Genomic DNA, 19,323 nt, shown 5'->3' with positions numbered 1-19,323 from the left:
CGTATATATACCTTCCGAATCAAAAGATTCGAAGGCAAAAGATGAGCCTTTGTGATATTATGACACGCCCATTTCTCCACTCGGATTACAACATTATGTTTTAATCCAATATAGATTTTGCGGCCAATGCCAACATGCAATCTGTAAAACACACAGAATACAAGATTATGAACCTCCAATAAGCACCGGAGGGATTTTGTAGATAATCAGCATCGCATATAAATGTAACGTATTTAATTAATTTGTTTGCTATAAAAATACGCCATGAAAGAACACAATAAACCACTAGCAGAAATGACGCAAGCTTTAACAATATAAGTGACATAGCTGTACTCATAGCTGCACCATACCCGCATAAAGGATTAAAAGGTAAAAGGGAACATGAAAAAAGAAGTTACTAATAAAGTCAAACGTATTGACACCGAGGTAGACCGACTGCGCATGAGGCATAAGGACACCGATACCCTCAAGGTAACCGATAATGTATTTGATGACCCTACACTGAAAACTCTTTACACCTTGTCCAACAAAGGAATACTCAAAGCAATGGGAGGACCCATCAGCACAGGAAAAGAAGCAAATGTATTTCTTGCAGAAGGAGAAGAACAAGACATCGCAATCAAAATATACAGAATATCTTCAAGCACTTTCAACTCAATGGAAGACTACATCTTGGGAGATCCACGCTTCAGAAATGTAAGGCATTCGAAACGGGACATTATTTTTGCATGGACACAAAAAGAGCAAAGAAACCTTATACGTGCAAAAGAAGCAGGAATCCGCGTGCCTGAACCAATTATTGCCGAGCGTAATATTCTTGTAATGGAATTCATGGGCGAGAACGAAAAACCATACCCTCAACTAAAAGATATAAAGCTTGATAAAGAAGTGGCAAGAGACGTATATGACACAATCATTAATTACATGGACCTGCTATACAACGAAGCAAATCTTGTGCATGGCGATCTAAGTGAATACAATATACTAATCATCCCTGCAACAAATGAAGCCGTGTTCATAGACATGGGTCAGTCAGTTACAAGGGAACACCCGCGGTCAAGAGAATTCATGATACGAGATATAGAGAACATAGTTCGCTATTTCAAAAAATACGGCATCAATGAAGATCCGCATGAATTGTATGCAGCCATCCGGGACAAAGAAGAGAAAACGCAAAATACAGATTAATAATTATCAAAGGTAGATCAAATGACACATATCAAAGTTCCTAAAGACAGGATTGGCGCTATAATAGGACCACAAGGTCGCGTCAAACAGATTATCGAAGAAAAATCAACGGCGAAACTGGATATTGACAGCGAAGAAGGAACTGTAGAAATAATTCCAGGAGATGACCCCGTAGGTGCAATGAAAGCAGAAGATGTAGTAAATGCAATCGCCAGAGGATTTAATCCGGACAAGACATTCACAATGTTCGATGACGACATGCTAATGCTTGAAGTTATAGACATCTCCAAACATACCAGTACACAAAAAGAATTGCTTCGCCTTAAAGGAAGAATAATAGGAAAAAGCGGAAAGACAAGAGAAATAACTGAAAGACTGATTGGCGTCAAGCTATCAGTATACGGGAAAACAGTCAGTGTAATAGGCACACCTGAACAGAATCAGATTGCAAGGACCTCTATTGAAATGCTTATAGAAGGTGCAAATCATGGAAGTGTGTACAGCTACCTTGAGAAAAAAAGACAGGATTTACTTCAATCACAGCTTGACTATTACTAGATAATTTAAATAGTATTAAGTAGTATATCTCACCAAAAATATTAATACTCTGAGGCCCTAATCTAGTACGGTGGACAGATGAGAGGATATACCAATAGTTCCGAATTGAGGATGTATGCAGCCTTTGCACTAATTCTGCTCCCCACAGCAGCCCTTTGCTACAAAGGACAATTATCCCTTGGAACAATTGGCTCTGTACCACTTATGATAATTCTTTTTGCCATGCTTGCAGGTTCTGTCATTGAGATCCCTTTTGCAAAAATTCGCTCCAAAAAACCAGAACAGCTTTGTAAGTACGCACCAATTCTGGAGGACATCTATTCTGTTCCAATAGTAAAGGAACTTAATATCGGAAAAAAAAGAGTTTTTGACACAACACTGACCATAAATCTAGGAGGAGCGGTCATCCCTGCCCTAGCAGTAGTATACCTTTTATTGACACAACCAAACAATACTGCTCTTGAAATAATGCTCATAGTAATCCTTGCAGTCGCCCTTCTAACAGAAATGATGGGAGGAGTAGGGACACTAATAAATGAGTATATAGGAATAATAGCATTCCCATTTGCATTAATTATCGCACCGGATAACGCTGCATCAGTCACTTTTATAGCAGGTGTTGGAGGAATATTGATTGGCGATATAATATCTATTGCAACCTTTAATAAAGAAAGGACCGGCAGCGCCTTTATCAGTATCGGCGGTGCAGGATGTTTCAAATCAATATATGTGACAACGATTATTGCCAGCTTGATATCATATTTCGTCGCCTGACATACCCAGCCTTTCTGCCCTGCGTTTCTCAAGCCTTTCCTGCAACACCCGGGAAGGCAGATTAAGAGCCCTGTATTTGGCTATGCCGTTATTTGTAAAGCGAAATGGTTGAGGACTATGGTCAACATGTGTTGCCCTCATTTTTTGAACTGCCATCACAGGCATCGGAGTCGTGTCGATATCATTTGTTTGAACGAAATCGAGGAAAATAACACCATCGCCAAGAAAATCAAAATCATCATAATGTTTTGTTTCAATACCATGTGATTTTTCAGTCACAAGAATAGCAGTTGTCATATTTTTCTTTAACAAGCGATGAAGACCTCGCCATGATGTAGACGTACGGAAATCCCCGGGTGCAGTCAGCACATTCACAGAATCGAACACGACCCTGTCAGGTTTATGAGAGTCGATAATTTCCATCATTTCCTCAGATGTCAGCATGGAGATCCCAAATATTTCAAGATAACCATCATCAATATATTTTCCAACGTCCCACCCAAATCGTGCAAAGTGCTGGACAAGTTGTTGTGCTCTTTCCTCAAATGAGAAAAATACACACCTTTCACCATTCTTCGCACCTTCCATCAGATATTGCATTGAGAAAGTAGTTTTCCCTGTACCCGGAGGACCGGTCACAACTATAGAAAATCCTTTAGGAAAGCCACCTTCCAGAAAATCATCCATCCCTGGAATACCCGTTGTGACTCTTTTTATCAGGCGATCTATGTTATGGGTGTCAAGTTTAGCTTTAAATCGTGTTGAATCAAGATTAAGAAGTGCTTTTTCCAGGACTATATTTTTAGCGCCAAGCTCTTTCTCATATCGCTCAAGAACTTTGATTGCGTCTGCGCTTAATGTAGTATGGATAGGGAATTTGGTTTTCATCACACCACCGTCTGTACATAATACGGGATTATATATTTAAAATGTTATGGTTGTATGGACATACACTATATGCTATGAACATATTATTCAGCGTTTTCTAAAGCAAACCCTTTTCCCGGAAGGAAATTTCCTCGCCCTCGTGAAGCCATTATACCGCCATCCCACACCACTTCACCCCTTGCAATAGTATATTCCGGAAAGATTCCATCCATACCCTCATAAGGCGTCCATCCTGCCTTGCTATGTAAATTATCACCTTTTATCTCCTGAACATGCCCTGGGTCTACAATTATTATATCAGCATCATTACCTTCAGCAAACAGACCCTTTGAAAACCTGTTCAGACCAAATATTCTTGCAGGATTTTTGCTGGTGACGTCTATCATACGCCCCAGTGAAAGGAGATTCCTTTTTACCGCAACAAGCATAAGCGGAATAAGTGTTTCCACACCCGGAACACCAGATGGAGCACTTTTAATATCAGTATCTTTTTCAGCTTCAGTATGTGGCGCATGGTCTGAAGCCACTATATCGATAGTGCCGTCATTCAATGAGTTCAGAAGCATTTTGACACTCCTGCGATCCCTCAGAGGAGGATTCATCCTGCCATAAGAGCCCAACCTTTCCCAGTCCTTTGTGGAAAGAAAGAGGTGATGTGGTGCAGCCTCACTCGTAATAACCGGAGATACCCCATTTTTAATATCAAGGTACCGCTCTTTACGCAAAAGACCTACTGATTCAAAGGCACTGATATGGCAAAAATGAGCTTTTGTAGCATTTTTCTTGATAAGTTGTATTGCCTTTTCAACAGCAAATGCCTCACAGTGATTAGGACGGGCCCTTGAGTGAGAAGATGGAGACATATCATTTTTCAGATAAGCCTCGCATTCAAGCCTGATCTTATCATCTTCAGCATGGATACATGCAAGCGCATCCAGTTGTTTAAGCACGGCCAGAGCATCATCAAGACATTTCTCATCAATATTCAAAGCACCCGTAGATTCAGCCATAAATATCTCACCAAAGGCAGTCGCCCCAAGTTCCCACAACTCAGGGAGTTTTTCAATATTCCCTGTAACTCCCCCATAAAGACCATAATCAACAATTGAATTACGATTTGCTATCTTCCGCTTTTCCTTGAATGATTTCCTGTCAATGGTTGGAGGAATTGTGTTTGGATGATCTATAACAGTAGTAATTCCACCTGCAGCTGCAGAACATGAACCCGTAAACCAGTCTTCCTTCTCAGTCATACCCGGATCCCTGAAATGTACATGAACATCTATTCCCGCAGGCAGTGTCAATCCACCCTTTGCATCGATGGTCTGGTTCAATCTCTGGGCATCAATTTTCTTAGCAATTTGTGTTATTTTTCCATCTTCTATGAGTACTTCAGCAGGCTGAAGATAATTGTTAAAGAAAACTTTTGTGTTCTTGATCAGAATATCAGGCATAGGGAGTAATATCCATGTAAAACTATATGCCTTTTATGATTAAGTCGTCTGCAATCCATGCAGCGGCCAGAATATATAGAATAATGCTAACTATATATGCACCATATATACCCTTACAATTCATAGCCATATATATTGTACACACATAATCCTTATGTATCGATTTTGTTATGATTCACTGAAAAGTAATAACCTATAAAAACTGGTGAATCAGATATGATATCAGGAAAATTATTGAAGAACATAGTAATGTGCTCTATGGTACTGTTAATTATTACAACCGCTTTTATCGGCATTGGTTGTGTAGACCAGACAGAGACTGTGTCACAAGAAAACACAGTTTCTCAAGAGAACACTGAACAGGAATCAATTATAATAAAGGGTTCAGACACTATTCTACCTCTTTCCCAGGCAGAATCCGAGGAATTCATGATTGCAAACCCTGAAAAAAGCATCACTGTAATTGGCGGCGGCTCAGGTGTAGGAATTGCAGCACTCATTGATGGAGAAGTCGAAATCGCAATGGCTTCAAGAATGATCAAGGACTCTGAAAGAGAAAATGCAGAGGCAAACGGCGTCAATCCAGTAGAATATGTTATTGCATGGGATGGAATTGCAGTAGTTGTAAATCCTGAAAATACAGTTACAGAACTTTCTTTTGATCAGCTGAAAGGCATCTATGACGGAAGCATCAGCAACTGGGCAGATGTAGGCGGAGAAGACCTCCCAATCACAGTAATCACCCGTGACAGCAGTTCAGGGACCTACGGATACTTCCAGGAAGAAGTACTTCTTGATGAAGAATACCGCCAGGATGCACTCGTTCAACCAGCAACCGGCGCAATTGTACAAGAAGTCAGCCAGAATAAGGGAGCAATAGGATACATAGGTTATGCATACCTTGATGACAGTGTCACCGCACTTGCACTTGATGGCGGAGAAGGATTTGTCGAAGCTACCCCTGAGAACATCATGAGTGGAGATTACCCACTTGCAAGACCACTTCAATACTACACAAATGGTGAGGCATCAGGCCTTGCAAAGGAATATCTGGACTACGTAATGAGCCCCACTGGCCAGGACATAGTTTCAGATGTTGGATACTTCCCAGTGAACTAAAAACATCTGACCCCAGAGGAATAGATGTCAAACAGAAAAATAAAGGAGAAGGGCATTGAGTCGCTGCTCTTTGCATCAGGAGCAGTGACAGTAGTCGCCCTTCTCCTTCTTTGTATTTTTTTATTCCGCGACGGATATCTCCTATTTGACAATTATCCGGTTAGCAGTTTTTTAACCGACACCAAATGGTACCCTACAGCAGATCCCGAACATTTCGGACTTTTACCACTGTTTCTAGGTTCAGTGATAGTAACTATAGGAGCAGTATTGTTTTCAGTACCATTGGGAATAGCAACAGCAATATATATATCAGAACTTGCTAACCCAAAAATAGCTAATATTCTAAAACCCGTTACAGAAATACTTGCAGGCATTCCATCCGTGGTCTATGGTTTCTTTGGTCTTGTAGTACTCGTTCCCTTTGTCCAGAATACACTAAAACTACCAACCGGACAAACAGCACTAACAGGTTCCATCATGTTAGGAATTATGGCATTGCCAACAATCATATCAATGTCAGAAGATGCCATCAGCTCAGTTCCAAGAGCTTTAAAAGAAGGGTCACTTGCATTGGGATCTACAAAATGGCAGACAATCTATAAAGTAACAGCTCCTGCAGCGCTTTCCGGTATATCAGCAGCAGTTATGCTCGGAATCGGACGCGCCATCGGGGAAACCATGACAGTTATGATGGTAACAGGAAATTCGGCAGTTATTCCCGGATTCCCTTCAGGATTATTTGCACCTGTGAGAACTATGACGGCCACCATTGCACTCGAAATGGGAGAAGTTCCACAGGGAAGTGACCACTTTCATGCCCTTTTCGCAATCGGTTCAGTCCTATTTATAACTACATTTATAATCAATATTGTAGCCAACTACATAAAAAGGAGATATAGGTTCAACCTGTGATACCCATGTTTTCAAATGCAAAAATCAACGAGAAAATAGCCTTTGCGTTATTGAAGATAGCAACGGGAATGGTTGTTGCCTTTGTCCTGGTGATTCTTTATTACATTGTATCCAACGGCTACAGTGCCATTAATCTTGAATTCATAACCAGTATGCCACGAAACAGGATGACCGAAGGTGGCATATTCCCGGCCATAATGGGAACAATGTACCTTATAGTAGGTTCAATGGCTATTGCCATGCCTCTTGGAATACTGTCTGCTATTTACCTGACTGAATATGCAAAACCCGGAAAAACAACCTGGGCAATTGAAATGGCAATTAGCAATCTTGCAGGCACACCTTCTGTAGTATTCGGGTTGTTCGGTCTTGCAATGTTTGTGAAATACCTTAATATCGGTGCTTCAATACTCTCTGCATCTTTAACGCTGGCATTGTTGATCCTACCTGTTATAATAAGAGCAAGTCAGGAAGCACTCCTGACCGTTCCCAAAGATTACAGAGACGCATCGCTTGCCTTGGGAGTAACAAAATGGGAAACCATCAGAAGAGTCGTTCTTCCATCTGCAATTCCCGGAATGATAACCGGTGCAATACTTAGCATAGGAAGAGTCGCAGGAGAGACCGCGCCCATATTGTTGACAGGAGCAGCTTATTTCCTTCCAAGACTCCCGGATTCCGTATATTCTCAATTTATGGCACTACCATACCACCTGTACGTGCTTGCCACATCAGGCACCAATATTGCCCAGACAAGACCATTACAGTATGGAACCGCCCTGATATTGCTTTTAATAGTATTGTGTGTGAACCTTGTTGCAGTAACCATAAGATCACACTACAAGAATAAAATAAAGAGATGAAGCCGTTTACATTCTAATTTCACACCATATCCAAGAGGTAATTATATGCCAGAAGCTTACGAGAACGGAACAGAGATAGAGGTCAAAGATCTTAACCTGTGGTACGGGGATAACCATGCCCTTCATGACATATCAATAGATATTCCAAAAAATAGCGTTACAGCGTTCATTGGTCCGTCGGGCTGCGGAAAATCCACATTCCTCAGATGCCTTAACAGAATGAACGATCTTATCCCAAGTTGCCGAATAGAAGGGCGGGTCAATATTAATGGAGAGGATATATATTCAAAAGAAACAGATGTTGTAGACCTCCGAAAAAGAGTCGGCATGGTGTTCCAGAAACCTAATCCCTTCCCTATGTCCATATTCGACAATATATCATACGGACCGCGCATTCATGGTATGAGCAAAAAAGAGATGCCAGCAATCGTTGAGAATGCACTCAAATCAGGAGCACTCTGGAAAGAGGTTTCAGACAGGCTGAACGTTTCGGCTCTGGATCTAAGTGGTGGCCAACAACAAAGATTGTGTATTGCAAGAACACTTGCAGTAAAGCCTGAAGTGATACTCTTTGATGAACCATGCAGTGCACTGGACCCAATATCCACGAGTAAGATCGAAGATGTTATATTGGAATTAAAAAAGAAATATACAATCGTCATTGTGACACACAATATGCAACAGGCTGCCAGAATATCCGACCATACAGCTTTTTTCCTTATGGGTGACCTCGTAGAGTTTGACAAAACTGCACAAATATTTGAAAGCCCGCAGGAAAAGGCAACTGAAGATTACATTACGGGAAGATTCGGGTGAAACAATATGACACGTACTAAATATCAGGAAACGCTCGGCATTCTAAAGGCAAACATAAGAGAGATGGGAAAACTGTCCCAGGATGCCATACATAACTCCGTTATAGCTTTGAAGAATCTTGATGTCAATCTTGCAGAAACTGTTATTGATGGGGATCAGGTGATCGATGATTACGAATTAAGAATTGAAAAGTGTGTATCCCAAATCATATCGCTTCAAAGTCCCACTGCAGGAGATATGAGACTGGTGACTTCCTGCCTCAAAATAGCTATAGACCTTGAAAGAATGAGCGATCTTGCATTCGATATCGCGCAAAGTACGAAAAGAATAGAGGAAGAGCATATAAAACCACTCATCGACATACCTAAGATGGCAGAGATAGCTGAAAACATGCTTGAGCAAGTAATGATAGCTTTCGCGAACAATGATGTGAAGCTGGCAGAGTCCGTTGCAAAATTGGATGATGAGATTGATAGAACGTTCTATGAAGTATGGAAAGAGCTTATCACTATGATGGCACAGGATGAGAACATAATAAACTATGCATCACAACTATTGTTCGTAATCCGTTATCTTGAAAGAATAGGAGACCACGCATGCAATGTTTGCGAGAGCGTGGTGTATATAGCATCAGGAAAAAGGGAAGAACTGAATTAGAAGTCAAACAGAGAGCTTTGAGACTTTTTATCCCCGGATTGTTGAGGAGGCTGAACCTCAATTTCTTTTTTGTTGACGCGTTTTACAGGTGTATCCTGTGGCTTGTCTGAAAAATCAAACAGGCCTTTTTGTTTAGAATCATAGTCAAGGTTTGCCATATCAACACCAAATACGCCCAGTATCCGCTCTACAGGAGGAAGCAACTGCTTCTTTATGTAATAGTCCACATCAATCGGAATATTGTTCTCCCGTACGTATTCAGGATCCTCCGCACGATTTACAAACATATCTTTTCCTGCCACTATTACAAATGGTATGCGCTCCCCCACAGGAGGAGGAGAACCAGTCCTACGTTCAATTTTTTCAGCAACGGTCAGATGTGGTTGCTTATTCTTGTAACTGGTAGCTTTTTTGGAGAAACGGCGCGTCATTGTAAGATCTTCTATGATATCGGCGTCTTTCCTTACATCGATGTTTCTCACACCGTCCACAACACTACGCACATACTGAACTGAACCCTCTACATTACCTTCCTTAAGCACCATCTCAAGAACCCGGTTCAGTGTTTTGGAAGTCAGCCCACACCAATCTCTGCGGACGGTCTCCATCCCCTTGACCTTTATACCATCTTTCCAGCCTTCGCCGGAAGGTTCAAAGACCCATATAGCATATCGCTTCTTGGCGATGAACAGGGCACGCTTTGCAATTGATTCGAACTCAAGCTCCATGGGATCAGGAAGTGAAGCAGAAACCATTGCGGCAATCCTACTACCCACAAGTCCGGCACCATCAAGAGAAACTTCCTTTTTTGAACTGCACTGGACAAATACACTGTCAGTATCACCATAAACCACAGACAGCGATATTACATTATCATCTGTATTGATCGAAGTGAGTTCTTCCGTGAAATATGCTGAACCATCCCTCAATATAACCTTGCTGATAGTTCCGTTGATAAGAGCACGGGTATTGAGAATATTATTCCTTCCAAAACTTGTTACAGCATTTGCAAGGGCCATGCTATACAACCTTGCCCGAGTATAACCGGAATAACCATAAAAACTGTTAAGTAATATCTTCAGCGCAAGCTGAGTGGCATCGAGAACTCGATACTCTGAATCACTTGCGGCGTTTTTCATATTATTCTTCGTTTCCACCCTTCGCTGTAGCAGACTTTCAAGAATAGACGGCATTATCCCCTTTGAGACATCAGCAGGCACAAATTCCCCACCCGACGGAGGTTTTATTGTTTCAACATCAGGACGGTCCTGCTCCACAACAGTGGTATAACAGAGATTATGTGCCATCATAATAGTTGGATAAAGTGATTTGTAGTCAAGAATAACGACGTTTTCAAGAAGACCACGCTTTGGCTCAAGAACTTCACCACCTTTGAGGCCTTCACTACTTCGATTTCGCATGAAAACCAGGTCATCGTTGGGTTTTGGAGGGATAACACGGTCCTGCTTGCCATACTCCCTTAGAAGCAGGTTGTCAACCATAGAAGTCTGGCCGCCATCAACTACTTCCTGGAGAAGAGAACCACTTACCTGAGCTATTGCTATGTGTTTATCAAGAAGCCGGAGTTTCAGGATCAGTTCCATGGCAAGCTCAGAATCCCTGCGGGCATAATCTATGAATTTAAGCAGCTTTTCACCGGAGTCATTCCAGTATTCTTCCATCTCAGAAGGCGCCACGTCGAGTTTCTCCCTATCGAGAAGCTCTTTTGCAACGTTCCTTAAAGTATAGCGTTTAAGACTGTACTGGCTTCTTATAAGCGGAAGTGTGTCTACGACAACCCTTCCAGGAATGGATACCATAGTTCGATTGCCGATCTTACGATAACTCAGTATTCTCCCATCACGCCCTACTGAAGAAACTACATTGTCCTCTGAGCCGGCAAGCATAGTTACTCTGTCTGCAATGTAAGGAATATCAAAATCATTGATATTGTATCCTGAGATAATATCAGCATCATATTCCTGGAAAATTTCAAAAAAATGATTTAGCATTAAACTTTCAGAATCAAAACTCTCAACGTCCGCATCTGCACCTTCAACCTTTTTTGCGACAAGGACAATCGTATCATGACCCTTATATGCCGGACTGAATGACATACTTACCATTATCACAGGAGATGTTTCCGGAACTGGCATAGAACCGCCTATTGGGAGACACTCAATGTCGAATGAAAGGTACTTTAACGGTGCAATGGACAGTTTTTCAATTTCCATTGGAGAATCAGCAGCGATTACTGAATCACAATGTATGTTGTCTTTGGAAAAAGGAGTATCAGAAACTGGTTCTGCATTTACCCATCCCATCCCATGAAGACCTTTATCTATCAAAAAGCGATTCCTGAAAAGTATATCAGTCTCGTACACTTCTTTTACACCGGGCAGTGTCAGGACATCGTCACGTATCTCAGGAACGTTGCGTGGTTCCATTGTAGTGACCTTTAACATTGGTCTTTTTGATGTCTGGTAGCCAATGGGCTCAAATTTAGGGATAATATCCACTTTAGTGATAACATCAAAACGCTCTTTGAGCATTGTGGATAGTTTATCAAGTTCACCTTCAGCATTGATGTAGAAATAAGGCTCAAATCCTGGTACAAAACAACATACGCTATTTCCTTCTTCGGCCCTTCCAAAAAGACGTATTACAGGACCACTCTGAGTACCTATGTAATCAGCATCCAGTATCTGAAAGTTCATGACCTATCTTACAGGTTTGCAGCATATATGCTTTGCGTTAAGTAAAAAAGAATAAAGGAAAAGAATGCCCGGAGCGTGACTCGAACACGCGACCTCCAGATATCTCAGGAGATTTTGGACGCACGGAATTTTATTCCCTATGAGTCTGGCGCCCCAACCAACTAGGCTATCCGGGCAGTGCAGCATGTAAAAGGGCAAAGTTATATTAAAGCGTATCGATTGAAAGGGCTACTGTTTGCATAAATCATTAAAAAAATATATTCCGGGTTAATACCCGGTTGCTTCAGCTAAATTGCTCAAAACAGCATAATCATCTGTTGCGCCACCTACGACAAAGACAAACTTATCATTGTTCCAGATATAAGTGTACCTTTTCACATCGTTTGTGTCAATGAGTATATATTCAAGTATTCTTACAGCAGAATGTCCGTTAAAGGAAACTTCAGTGAATCGACCACCGTCAGGATACTCCCTGAAACCAGCTTTAAACTCAGCAATAAATTCCTCTGCTGAAACTGAACTGTTCATTTCTATAACATCAACATAGACATCTGTAGAATCCAGATACGTGTACAAACCTTCTGAACCGTCAATAATACCTGGAACTGAAATATATTCTCCTTCTATCTTTTCAATTGAGAGTTCACGAGATCCAAGGAACTCATAACTTTCAGGAAGATTGTCCGCAGGCACGAGACTCAGGCTGCCAGAGTCATCCGGAATTGTATGAATTTCACTTGTATTAGTTGTAAGATCCGTTTCTGCAGGAGTTTCTTTAATAGCCTTGTCCGTGCAACCGGAGATAGATAACATGAGAATACTTATTATTAAAACCAAAAAGACCTTTTTGATCATGGTTACACCTCTTTGTAAAAATCAATCATAAAAAAGATAGTAAGAAGGGAATTAACCCTTCTTTATTTTAAATGTTTAGTTTCTTCTAACGAGGTATGCTACTGCGAGAAGACCTGCTACTGCGAAGACTGCTTCAAATCCTGGAGCAGGTTCATCAGCTGTTTCGTTGGTTACAGGAGCTTCATCATCCTCCATAGGAGTCTCATCGTCGACTACTACATCCTCATCGCCGACTACTACGTCCTCATCGCCGACTACTACGTCTTCCTCATCGCCGATTACTACATCTTCACCAGCATCTACCATACCTGCGCCGATTACTCTCTCGACGTATGGATAGTATCTAAGGTTGTCAGAGTCATCTGCTGTCTTGAGCATGATACCTTCTGCAATCTCGATTTTCTTGTCTGCGGAAAGGGTGATTGTTCCGGAGCTCTGCATTACAATGCTGTCAGATACGGAGTCAACTTCGAGTTCTCCGAATTCATCGGATGTTTCGATGGTGAGAATGTTCTCGTAGTCAATGAGCCAGATACCTTCGACAACAGCAAGGCTGTCTACCTGTCCCTGGAATACATCGGTAATGAGTACTCTGAAGACAATTACGTCAGTCTGGTCTCCGACATCTACGTCGTAGTTCCAGGTTGCTTCTCCGTTAGAGACATCAATAACTTCGTCCTCAATGAATTCTCCGTCCTTGGAAAGTTCCATCCAGACCTTGTTACCATCTACATCGATCTGCTTTGCAGTAAGCTCATAGCCTTCTACGAGTTCGAGTGCGGATCCGGTTCTGAGTGTGTACTTGTCATCGGAGTCAACAAGGAGCTTTACAAGCTCGCCAGCATCTGAGTCAGATGTTGCAACATATTCCTGTGCGAAGATACCAATGATTGGGAAAGTTGTTTCATCAGAGTCAGCGGGTTCATCTGCGAAGTCACCTGTATAATCTGTCTGCTGGATCGTTGATGTGTAAACGAGGTCTGCCTCATCGATTGTCCTGCCAGTTACTGTTGCTTCGAGTGTCTCTGAGTAAATGTCGTCATCAAGGTCATACCAGAATCCTGCGAAGTCTGCTGCGGTCCAGGTGAATGTACCTGTTGCTACAGTACCTCTTACCTCATAGGTACCTTCTTCTGTGTATTCCTTTACGATTGCGAATCTGAGGTCATCAGAGTCTGCAGTCATGATCATCATACCTTCTGCAAGCTCGATGTCCTTGTCTGCGGAAAGTGTGAGTGTACCTGAGTTCTTCATTACAATGGAGTCAGATACTGAGTCGACTTCAAGTTCACCGAATTCATCAGATGATTCGACAGAGAGAATGCTCTCATAGTCAACGAGCCAGATACCTTCGACAACAGCAAGGCTGTCTACCTGTCCCTGGAATACATCGGTAATGAGTACTCTGAAGACAATTACGTCAGTCTGGTCTCCGACATCTAAGTCGTAGTTCCAGGTTGCTTCTCCATTAGAGACATCAATAACTTCGTCCTCAACGAATTCTCCGTCCTTGGAGAGTTCCATCCAGACCTTGTTACCGTCTACATCGATCTGCTTTGCGGTAAGTTCATAGCCGCCTGCGAGTTCGAGTGCGGAGCCGGTTCTAAGTGTGTACTTGTCATCGGAGTCTACAAGGAGCTTTACAAGCTCACCAGCATCGCTGTCGGATGTTGGGACATACTTGTCAGCAAAGAGTCCGATAAGTGGGAATGTGTCAACATTGGAGCCTGCAGCTTCATCATCGAAGTTACCTGCATAGTCTGCCTGTACAATGGTTGCGGTGTACACAAGACCATCTTGGTCAATTGCAATTCCGCTTACATCTGCACCATCGATAATGCTGATGGATTCGCTGGAAAGGTCGTCGTCTAAGTCATACCAGAAACCTGCAAAGTTTGTGGTGTTAATTACAATATCTCCGCCTACCTGGGTGAAGATATCATCGAAGTCTGTACCATTGAAGACTTCACTGCGCACTTCCACAACATCTACAAGAGCAGATGCAGGAGCAACAAGTGTTGCAATTGCTAAAAGAGCAATTAATGCAATTGTTGTAAATCTTTTCATTATTTTCCTCCGTAAGTTATTCTTGATAAAAGAGTGAGAATCAGGGAATAAAGCGAATTAACGCCCTATCATCTTCAGACATACAAACAAACATCGAAGTTCGTCCATTGCCGAAGGAGACTTCATCACCCTCCTAATCCCGTCATATTGGATTACAAGTGTTCTATTAATCAATTGCCGTATTAAATCTTTTGTGGTCCAATTGCAAACAATTATCGCATTGCAATGGCAAACATCGATGTAATTGACGGTAAATGTCGAAGTTATTGGAAGATTTAAAAGAAAAAACAGGCGAAAACAGAAATAAGGTTTATAGATTGTCGATGTATAGTAAGTAATCAATGTAAGTAATCAATGTAAGTAATCAATGCAAGTAATCAATGCAAGTAATCAATAATTGATCAAAATAACTAATTTCAATGCCATTGCAACAGGAATAATTCAACATATTTATATATATGATAACATAAAATGGAGATGAAATAAAAGTATTAATGTGCAGAATTTTTCAATCGCTTTATCAGGGAATTACTAAGATCACAAGGAGTGAAATAATAAGATGTTTGATGGTGCAGTTTCTGAAGAAATATCAATGGACGATGAAGAAAATCGTGTCAAAACAGGAATACCCGGGTTTGATGAGTTATGTGGCGGGGGACTCATGCAAGATAGGACATACCTCATATCTGGTACATCCGGTGCTGGTAAAACAAACTTTTCCATACAGTTTATCTATAACGGAATCACAAAATATGGAGAAAACGGTATAATCGTTGCTACTGAAGAAAGACCTGAACAAATAAGGGAAAATGTACTTAAATTCGGATGGGACTTACAGGAACTTGAAGACGAGAACAAGCTCGTCATTATTGACGCATGCTCTACCAAGATCGGCATACCATCACAGGAAAAATATGTAGATGTACGGCCATTTGATATCAGATCAATGATGGACCAGATCATTGCTACCCAGGAAGAGATAAACGCCAAACGTGCACTTATTGACTCAACAACGTCTATTAGTTTTTATCTCCAGGACCCTGCAAAAATAAGAATAGAACTCCTAAAACTTAGTACAACCCTCGAAGTTATTGGCCTGACATCAATGATGACATGTGAACTTGTAGACGAATCTAAACCATCCAGATTTGGAGTAGAGAACTTCGTTACAGATGGTACTATAGTACTTTACTATAAACGACACGAAAATGTAAGAATGAGAAGTATGGAAATATACAAGATGCGTGGGTCAGATCACAGTAAGAAGATTCATCCCTATGATATAACTCCAAATGGATTTGTGATTCATCCACACGAAGAAGTATATTCCATGTTCTAAAAAACGATCAAATATCAGGATACATATCTTCATGGCCGCATTCGACGCATTTATAGACTATAAGTGCGCGGCCATATTGATCTTGTCTTTTAATAGCAGGGTATCGCCATCGATTCATTTTTCCATCGCATATTGAACATCTATAATTCATCAATTTCACCAACAGTTAATTATATAAAAGTATATATTAAATTAACGAATAGAAAAATGTCTGACCAATCGAATCAATGTTGCAAAAGAAGATAGAATGGACCAGCTTAAAAATATCTCATGTGGCATCAAAGGACTTGATGCAATACTTGGTGGGATGATCTCCCCCTCTACTATACTGGTGGCAGGAACAGCAGGCGTGGGCAAGACCATAATGTCACTCCAGATGCTTTCAAATGCATGCAAGAATGGTGAAAAAGCACTATACATCCCCATTACAACAGAAAGTGCTGATAAACTTAAAATATACAATTCAACACTTGATTTTTTCGATGATTCCTTTGAAGTACACGCAATAAACCGTCAATTGGCAGAGAAGGACCCATTGACAACTTTAATAGAAATAGGAAATACCATAGAATCCATCAAGCCAGACAGGCTTGTGATTGACCCTATTACACCACTTGGTTTTGGATTTATTGAACAGGAGAAAAGAAGATTTTTCTACACATTGGATTCCATGCTCCAGGAAAGAAATATGCTTTCATTCCTTGTAGGTGAGCTTTTAAAACCCGAAATTCATAATTCCGTAGTAAGCCACCTCTCAGACGGGATCATATACCTAACACGGGAAGATCGGAACTCAAGGGCTAACCACCAGATGGAATTCATGAAAATGAGAGGAATTGACCCCGGGAAACGTTCTGAAATTATTTCCCGCAAGTACCTTTATAACATTAATTCCACAGGTTTTACCGTTTACCCACATTTGAAGCCGGAGAAGGAAATAAATCTTGTAGACACAAGAGTAGAGACAGGAATTCCCGGCCTTGACAATATGTTTGAAGGGGGAATTTTGAAGTACAATAGTCTTCTTGTAGCAGGAATTCCAGGGACCGGTAAAAAAATATTTGGATTGCAGTTCATACTGCATGGCCTGGAAAACAATGAACCAGGAATTGTTGTTACATTCGAAGATACACCACACCAGATGATACTTGATGCCAACAGAATGGGTTGGGATCTGCAAAAATATATTGATGAAGGACTGTTACACTTTATATGCAACAACCCAAGTGAAGTATACCCTGCAGAACACGCATCCAGGATTAAGGAAATTGTCGAAACACAGAATATTGAAAGAGTATTTTTTGACGGAACCAATCACCTTGAGTTGTCAATACCTGACGAGCTGGAACTGAGAGGGTACTTGTACTCAATTACGAATTACCTCAAAAGCCGGAATATTACATCCTTGTTTTCAACAGATACCGCGTTTTCAGAATGTCCTGGGAATGAAAAAATAGATTCAGCCTCTATTATGGATTCGGTGCTTATTTTACATAATTCCCATGCAAGAGACCGCAGATACATGTGTGTCACCAAATCAAGAGGAACAAAACATAGACGTACAGTAAAAGAGTATGCTATTACTGAAAGTGGAATCAAGCTTAGGACAGATACACTGATATAAAAAATAGAGAAGGGTAAGTCAGATACTCTGGACTCTGCGTTCCAGGGCTTCGCCCAATTCTGTCAGTTTATAAAGATCACTTTCTTTTTCCACTAGCTCTTTTTCAATAAGTTCTTCTACGATCTTATCAACAGAAGGTCGGGCAATATGCATATTCTTTGCTAGTTTAGCAGCATCCAGCTGGTGTCTGGAACCCAATAGAGCAAGTAATTTCTGACGATTCTTATTACCAGTCACAAATCCGATCAATTCTTCCATATTCTGCCTCCAATTGATTATTGTCTTACATGCTATAATTACTTTTACATAATTTATTGATTATGAATGCAAACACATTTTACCAGACCTTTCTGCAAAGGATATGTTTATAACCAGTAATGCATATGTAAGGGTGACAGGCTAGTCTGGGTAGGCCGGCGTTACCTGTAACCCGAAATCGCCGATATGCGGGGGACGAAGCCTGGAGAAGATGTTTGGACCATTTTCAAACCTGTAGTTTCAACTGAGAAGTCCCGTCCTGCTTGGATGACGTTGGCATAAGTGCTTGCTGGAAAGCTTGTTCTTATACCTTAACTGTGGAAACCAGCCCAGGCCCGGAAGGGAGCAGGCCTACCGTAGACAATTGTCGCTTGGAGGGTTGCGGGGTGGAGGCGAGATTGCAGACTACTTGATTATGGAAAAGATAACGACTCTGGGCGTGCCTGTCACTTAAATCCGGAAAATGTTAAATACCTGAATTGCGTTTAGGAACGAACACTTACTGTGACGAGATAGCCAAGCCCGGTATGGCGCAGGATTGCTAATCCTGTGATGCTATGCATCTCGGGGGTTCGAATCCCCCTCTCGTCGTACTCTTTTTTATACCGTTATGGTTTTGCACTGATTTAGCAAAGAGCTAATAACAATAAGGAATAGATGATGAAATAATGTCTGAAAAAACAATAATTCCATTATTGAACAAGAAGGAACCAGAGCCACAGAACAATGATAATGCATGCACTTCCTGCGGAGCAGGAGGATGTTGTGGCGGCTTTGGAATTAAAGCCGGTTCAGAAAAAGAAGTGGTTTTCAGGAATATTTTCCTTTACATGGCCATGGGAATAATAATGTTCACTGTAGCCTACCTGATAACGAGGATTATGACGTGGGTCAACGGGTAATCATTCATTATATGAGGATTTAAACGGGTATCTTTTAATCCCACCACATTTTAAGCAAGTTATTACAACATAGCCATCTTTAAAACGCGTTCTTGAAGTATTGCCAGATGCAAGCAATGATCCACATTTCCTGCAAAGATTACGTTTTAGTTCCGCAGGAATGCTTACCCGATGCCTCATTCCTATTTTTCTTGCAAGCGAAACATATCTTTCACTTTTACCAGGATCATTCGAAAGCTCATCTCTGGCAAGCCCAAATAGATATTCAATTCGCTCCTGAGCAATATTCCTGGCTACCGCCTTATTATTCTTTCTGGATTTTGCCATATACC

General features: G+C 41.2%; 18 protein-coding genes, 2 tRNA genes and 1 other RNA gene. 13 read left to right on the top strand and 8 right to left on the bottom strand.

Annotation, left to right across the window (positions count from 1 at the left end):
• The first annotated feature begins 381 nt into the window (after nucleotides 1-381).
• From QZZ23_RS07035 to QZZ23_RS07025, 3 genes are all read left to right on the top strand, one after another.
• Complete coding sequence (locus tag QZZ23_RS07035; RefSeq protein WP_292468167.1) at nucleotides 382-1,188, top strand: serine protein kinase RIO; 807 nt, start codon at nucleotides 382-384, stop codon at nucleotides 1,186-1,188.
• A 21-nt stretch (nucleotides 1,189-1,209) separates the two neighbouring features.
• Nucleotides 1,210-1,746 (top strand): pre-rRNA-processing protein PNO1, encoded by a 537-nt coding sequence (locus QZZ23_RS07030; RefSeq protein ID WP_292468164.1) that lies wholly within the window; start codon nucleotides 1,210-1,212, stop codon nucleotides 1,744-1,746.
• 78 nt (nucleotides 1,747-1,824) lie between these two features.
• Nucleotides 1,825-2,520 carry a DUF1614 domain-containing protein gene (locus tag QZZ23_RS07025; RefSeq protein ID WP_292468161.1) on the top strand — a complete coding sequence of 232 codons (696 nt, stop codon included), beginning with the start codon at nucleotides 1,825-1,827 and terminating at the stop codon, nucleotides 2,518-2,520.
• Here the strand turns inward: QZZ23_RS07025 and QZZ23_RS07020 are convergent.
• Nucleotides 2,503-3,408, bottom strand: a complete 906-nt coding sequence (locus QZZ23_RS07020; protein ID WP_292468159.1) for an ATPase domain-containing protein — start codon at nucleotides 3,406-3,408, stop codon at nucleotides 2,503-2,505. The genes QZZ23_RS07025 and QZZ23_RS07020 overlap by 18 nt on opposite strands.
• A gap of 83 nt (nucleotides 3,409-3,491) precedes the next feature.
• Nucleotides 3,492-4,862, bottom strand: coding sequence for a dihydroorotase (locus QZZ23_RS07015; protein ID WP_292468156.1), 1,371 nt, complete (start codon nucleotides 4,860-4,862; stop codon nucleotides 3,492-3,494).
• Between the two features lie 216 nt (nucleotides 4,863-5,078).
• Here QZZ23_RS07015 and QZZ23_RS07010 point away from each other — a divergent pair, with 216 nt between their 5' ends.
• Genes QZZ23_RS07010 through phoU form a run of 5 tightly spaced genes read left to right on the top strand, consistent with a single transcriptional unit; the run spans nucleotide 5,079 to nucleotide 9,229 of the window.
• Entirely contained in the window at nucleotides 5,079-5,981 is a 903-nt protein-coding gene (locus QZZ23_RS07010) for a PstS family phosphate ABC transporter substrate-binding protein (protein ID WP_292468154.1), read from the top strand.
• Nucleotides 5,982-6,005: 24 nt separating this feature from the next.
• Entirely contained in the window at nucleotides 6,006-6,893 is an 888-nt protein-coding gene (gene pstC / locus QZZ23_RS07005; protein WP_292468152.1) for a phosphate ABC transporter permease subunit PstC, read from the top strand.
• Between the two features lie 5 nt (nucleotides 6,894-6,898).
• The gene (pstA, locus tag QZZ23_RS07000; RefSeq protein ID WP_292468150.1) at nucleotides 6,899-7,756 is read left to right on the top strand and encodes a phosphate ABC transporter permease PstA; all 858 of its coding nucleotides are present in this window, start codon (nucleotides 6,899-6,901) and stop codon (nucleotides 7,754-7,756) included.
• Between the two features lie 45 nt (nucleotides 7,757-7,801).
• Nucleotides 7,802-8,572 (top strand): phosphate ABC transporter ATP-binding protein PstB, encoded by a 771-nt coding sequence (gene pstB, locus QZZ23_RS06995; RefSeq protein WP_292468148.1) that lies wholly within the window; start codon nucleotides 7,802-7,804, stop codon nucleotides 8,570-8,572.
• Nucleotides 8,573-8,578: 6 nt separating this feature from the next.
• A complete protein-coding gene (gene phoU, locus QZZ23_RS06990) occupies nucleotides 8,579-9,229 on the top strand; it encodes a phosphate signaling complex protein PhoU (RefSeq protein ID WP_292468147.1) in 651 nt (216 codons plus the stop codon).
• On the opposite strand, the gene QZZ23_RS06985 is transcribed toward phoU, so the two are convergent.
• The 4 genes from QZZ23_RS06985 to QZZ23_RS06970 form a co-directional block, all read right to left on the bottom strand.
• On the bottom strand, nucleotides 9,226-11,946 hold the full coding sequence (locus tag QZZ23_RS06985) for a DNA-directed DNA polymerase (protein WP_292468145.1): 2,721 nt from the start codon (nucleotides 11,944-11,946) through the stop codon (nucleotides 9,226-9,228). The two genes, phoU and QZZ23_RS06985, sit on opposite strands and share 4 nt — an antisense overlap.
• 65 nt (nucleotides 11,947-12,011) lie before the next feature.
• Nucleotides 12,012-12,122, bottom strand: a tRNA-Met gene (locus QZZ23_RS06980).
• Between the two features lie 91 nt (nucleotides 12,123-12,213).
• Nucleotides 12,214-12,801, bottom strand: coding sequence for a hypothetical protein (locus QZZ23_RS06975; protein ID WP_292468144.1), 588 nt, complete (start codon nucleotides 12,799-12,801; stop codon nucleotides 12,214-12,216).
• Nucleotides 12,802-12,876: 75 nt separating this feature from the next.
• A complete protein-coding gene (locus tag QZZ23_RS06970) occupies nucleotides 12,877-14,868 on the bottom strand; it encodes an S-layer protein domain-containing protein (protein ID WP_292468142.1) in 1,992 nt (663 codons plus the stop codon).
• Between the two features lie 559 nt (nucleotides 14,869-15,427).
• Between QZZ23_RS06970 and QZZ23_RS06965 the strand changes: the two genes are divergently transcribed.
• Both QZZ23_RS06965 and QZZ23_RS06960 read left to right on the top strand, forming a co-directional pair.
• Nucleotides 15,428-16,207: an ATPase domain-containing protein gene (locus QZZ23_RS06965; RefSeq protein ID WP_292468140.1), complete on the top strand. Its 780-nt coding sequence runs from the start codon at nucleotides 15,428-15,430 to the stop codon at nucleotides 16,205-16,207.
• A 247-nt stretch (nucleotides 16,208-16,454) separates the two neighbouring features.
• On the top strand, nucleotides 16,455-17,831 hold the full coding sequence (locus QZZ23_RS06960; RefSeq protein ID WP_292468138.1) for an ATPase domain-containing protein: 1,377 nt from the start codon (nucleotides 16,455-16,457) through the stop codon (nucleotides 17,829-17,831).
• A gap of 18 nt (nucleotides 17,832-17,849) precedes the next feature.
• Here the strand turns inward: QZZ23_RS06960 and QZZ23_RS06955 are convergent, their stop codons facing one another.
• The gene (locus tag QZZ23_RS06955) at nucleotides 17,850-18,089 is read right to left on the bottom strand and encodes a MarR family transcriptional regulator (RefSeq protein ID WP_292468136.1); all 240 of its coding nucleotides are present in this window, start codon (nucleotides 18,087-18,089) and stop codon (nucleotides 17,850-17,852) included.
• Nucleotides 18,090-18,223: 134 nt separating this feature from the next.
• On the opposite strand from QZZ23_RS06955, the gene ffs reads away from it, so the two are divergent.
• From ffs to QZZ23_RS06940, 3 genes are all read left to right on the top strand, one after another.
• An RNA gene (ffs, locus tag QZZ23_RS06950) (signal recognition particle sRNA) lies at nucleotides 18,224-18,538 on the top strand.
• Nucleotides 18,539-18,595: 57 nt separating this feature from the next.
• Nucleotides 18,596-18,680 (top strand) — tRNA-Ser (locus QZZ23_RS06945).
• A 77-nt stretch (nucleotides 18,681-18,757) separates the two neighbouring features.
• Entirely contained in the window at nucleotides 18,758-18,991 is a 234-nt protein-coding gene (locus QZZ23_RS06940; protein ID WP_292468134.1) for a hypothetical protein, read from the top strand.
• Here the strand turns inward: QZZ23_RS06940 and QZZ23_RS06935 are convergent, their stop codons facing one another.
• Nucleotides 18,992-19,318, bottom strand: coding sequence for a ribonuclease P protein component 4 (locus tag QZZ23_RS06935; protein WP_292468133.1), 327 nt, complete (start codon nucleotides 19,316-19,318; stop codon nucleotides 18,992-18,994).
• Between the last annotated feature and the right edge of the window lie 5 nt (nucleotides 19,319-19,323).

The sequence above is a fragment of the Methanolobus sp. genome (genome assembly GCF_016278385.1).
GTDB lineage: Archaea > Halobacteriota > Methanosarcinia > Methanosarcinales > Methanosarcinaceae > Methanolobus.
Note: the sequence above shows the minus strand (reverse complement) of the source record. Positions and strands in the feature narration are given on the sequence as shown.

Coding starts and splice junctions, on each gene's coding strand:
- QZZ23_RS07035 (WP_292468167.1), top strand. CDS start 382: ATGAAAAAAGAAGTTACTAATAAAGTCAAACGTATTGACACCGAGGTA.
- QZZ23_RS07030 (WP_292468164.1), top strand. CDS start 1,210: ATGACACATATCAAAGTTCCTAAAGACAGGATTGGCGCTATAATAGGA.
- QZZ23_RS07025 (WP_292468161.1), top strand. CDS start 1,825: ATGAGAGGATATACCAATAGTTCCGAATTGAGGATGTATGCAGCCTTT.
- QZZ23_RS07020 (WP_292468159.1), bottom strand. CDS start 3,408: ATGAAAACCAAATTCCCTATCCATACTACATTAAGCGCAGACGCAATC.
- QZZ23_RS07015 (WP_292468156.1), bottom strand. CDS start 4,862: ATGCCTGATATTCTGATCAAGAACACAAAAGTTTTCTTTAACAATTAT.
- QZZ23_RS07010 (WP_292468154.1), top strand. CDS start 5,079: ATGATATCAGGAAAATTATTGAAGAACATAGTAATGTGCTCTATGGTA.
- pstC (WP_292468152.1), top strand. CDS start 6,006: ATGTCAAACAGAAAAATAAAGGAGAAGGGCATTGAGTCGCTGCTCTTT.
- pstA (WP_292468150.1), top strand. CDS start 6,899: ATGTTTTCAAATGCAAAAATCAACGAGAAAATAGCCTTTGCGTTATTG.
- pstB (WP_292468148.1), top strand. CDS start 7,802: ATGCCAGAAGCTTACGAGAACGGAACAGAGATAGAGGTCAAAGATCTT.
- phoU (WP_292468147.1), top strand. CDS start 8,579: ATGACACGTACTAAATATCAGGAAACGCTCGGCATTCTAAAGGCAAAC.
- QZZ23_RS06985 (WP_292468145.1), bottom strand. CDS start 11,946: ATGAACTTTCAGATACTGGATGCTGATTACATAGGTACTCAGAGTGGT.
- QZZ23_RS06975 (WP_292468144.1), bottom strand. CDS start 12,801: ATGATCAAAAAGGTCTTTTTGGTTTTAATAATAAGTATTCTCATGTTA.
- QZZ23_RS06970 (WP_292468142.1), bottom strand. CDS start 14,868: ATGAAAAGATTTACAACAATTGCATTAATTGCTCTTTTAGCAATTGCA.
- QZZ23_RS06965 (WP_292468140.1), top strand. CDS start 15,428: ATGTTTGATGGTGCAGTTTCTGAAGAAATATCAATGGACGATGAAGAA.
- QZZ23_RS06960 (WP_292468138.1), top strand. CDS start 16,455: ATGGACCAGCTTAAAAATATCTCATGTGGCATCAAAGGACTTGATGCA.
- QZZ23_RS06955 (WP_292468136.1), bottom strand. CDS start 18,089: ATGGAAGAATTGATCGGATTTGTGACTGGTAATAAGAATCGTCAGAAA.
- QZZ23_RS06940 (WP_292468134.1), top strand. CDS start 18,758: ATGTCTGAAAAAACAATAATTCCATTATTGAACAAGAAGGAACCAGAG.
- QZZ23_RS06935 (WP_292468133.1), bottom strand. CDS start 19,318: ATGGCAAAATCCAGAAAGAATAATAAGGCGGTAGCCAGGAATATTGCT.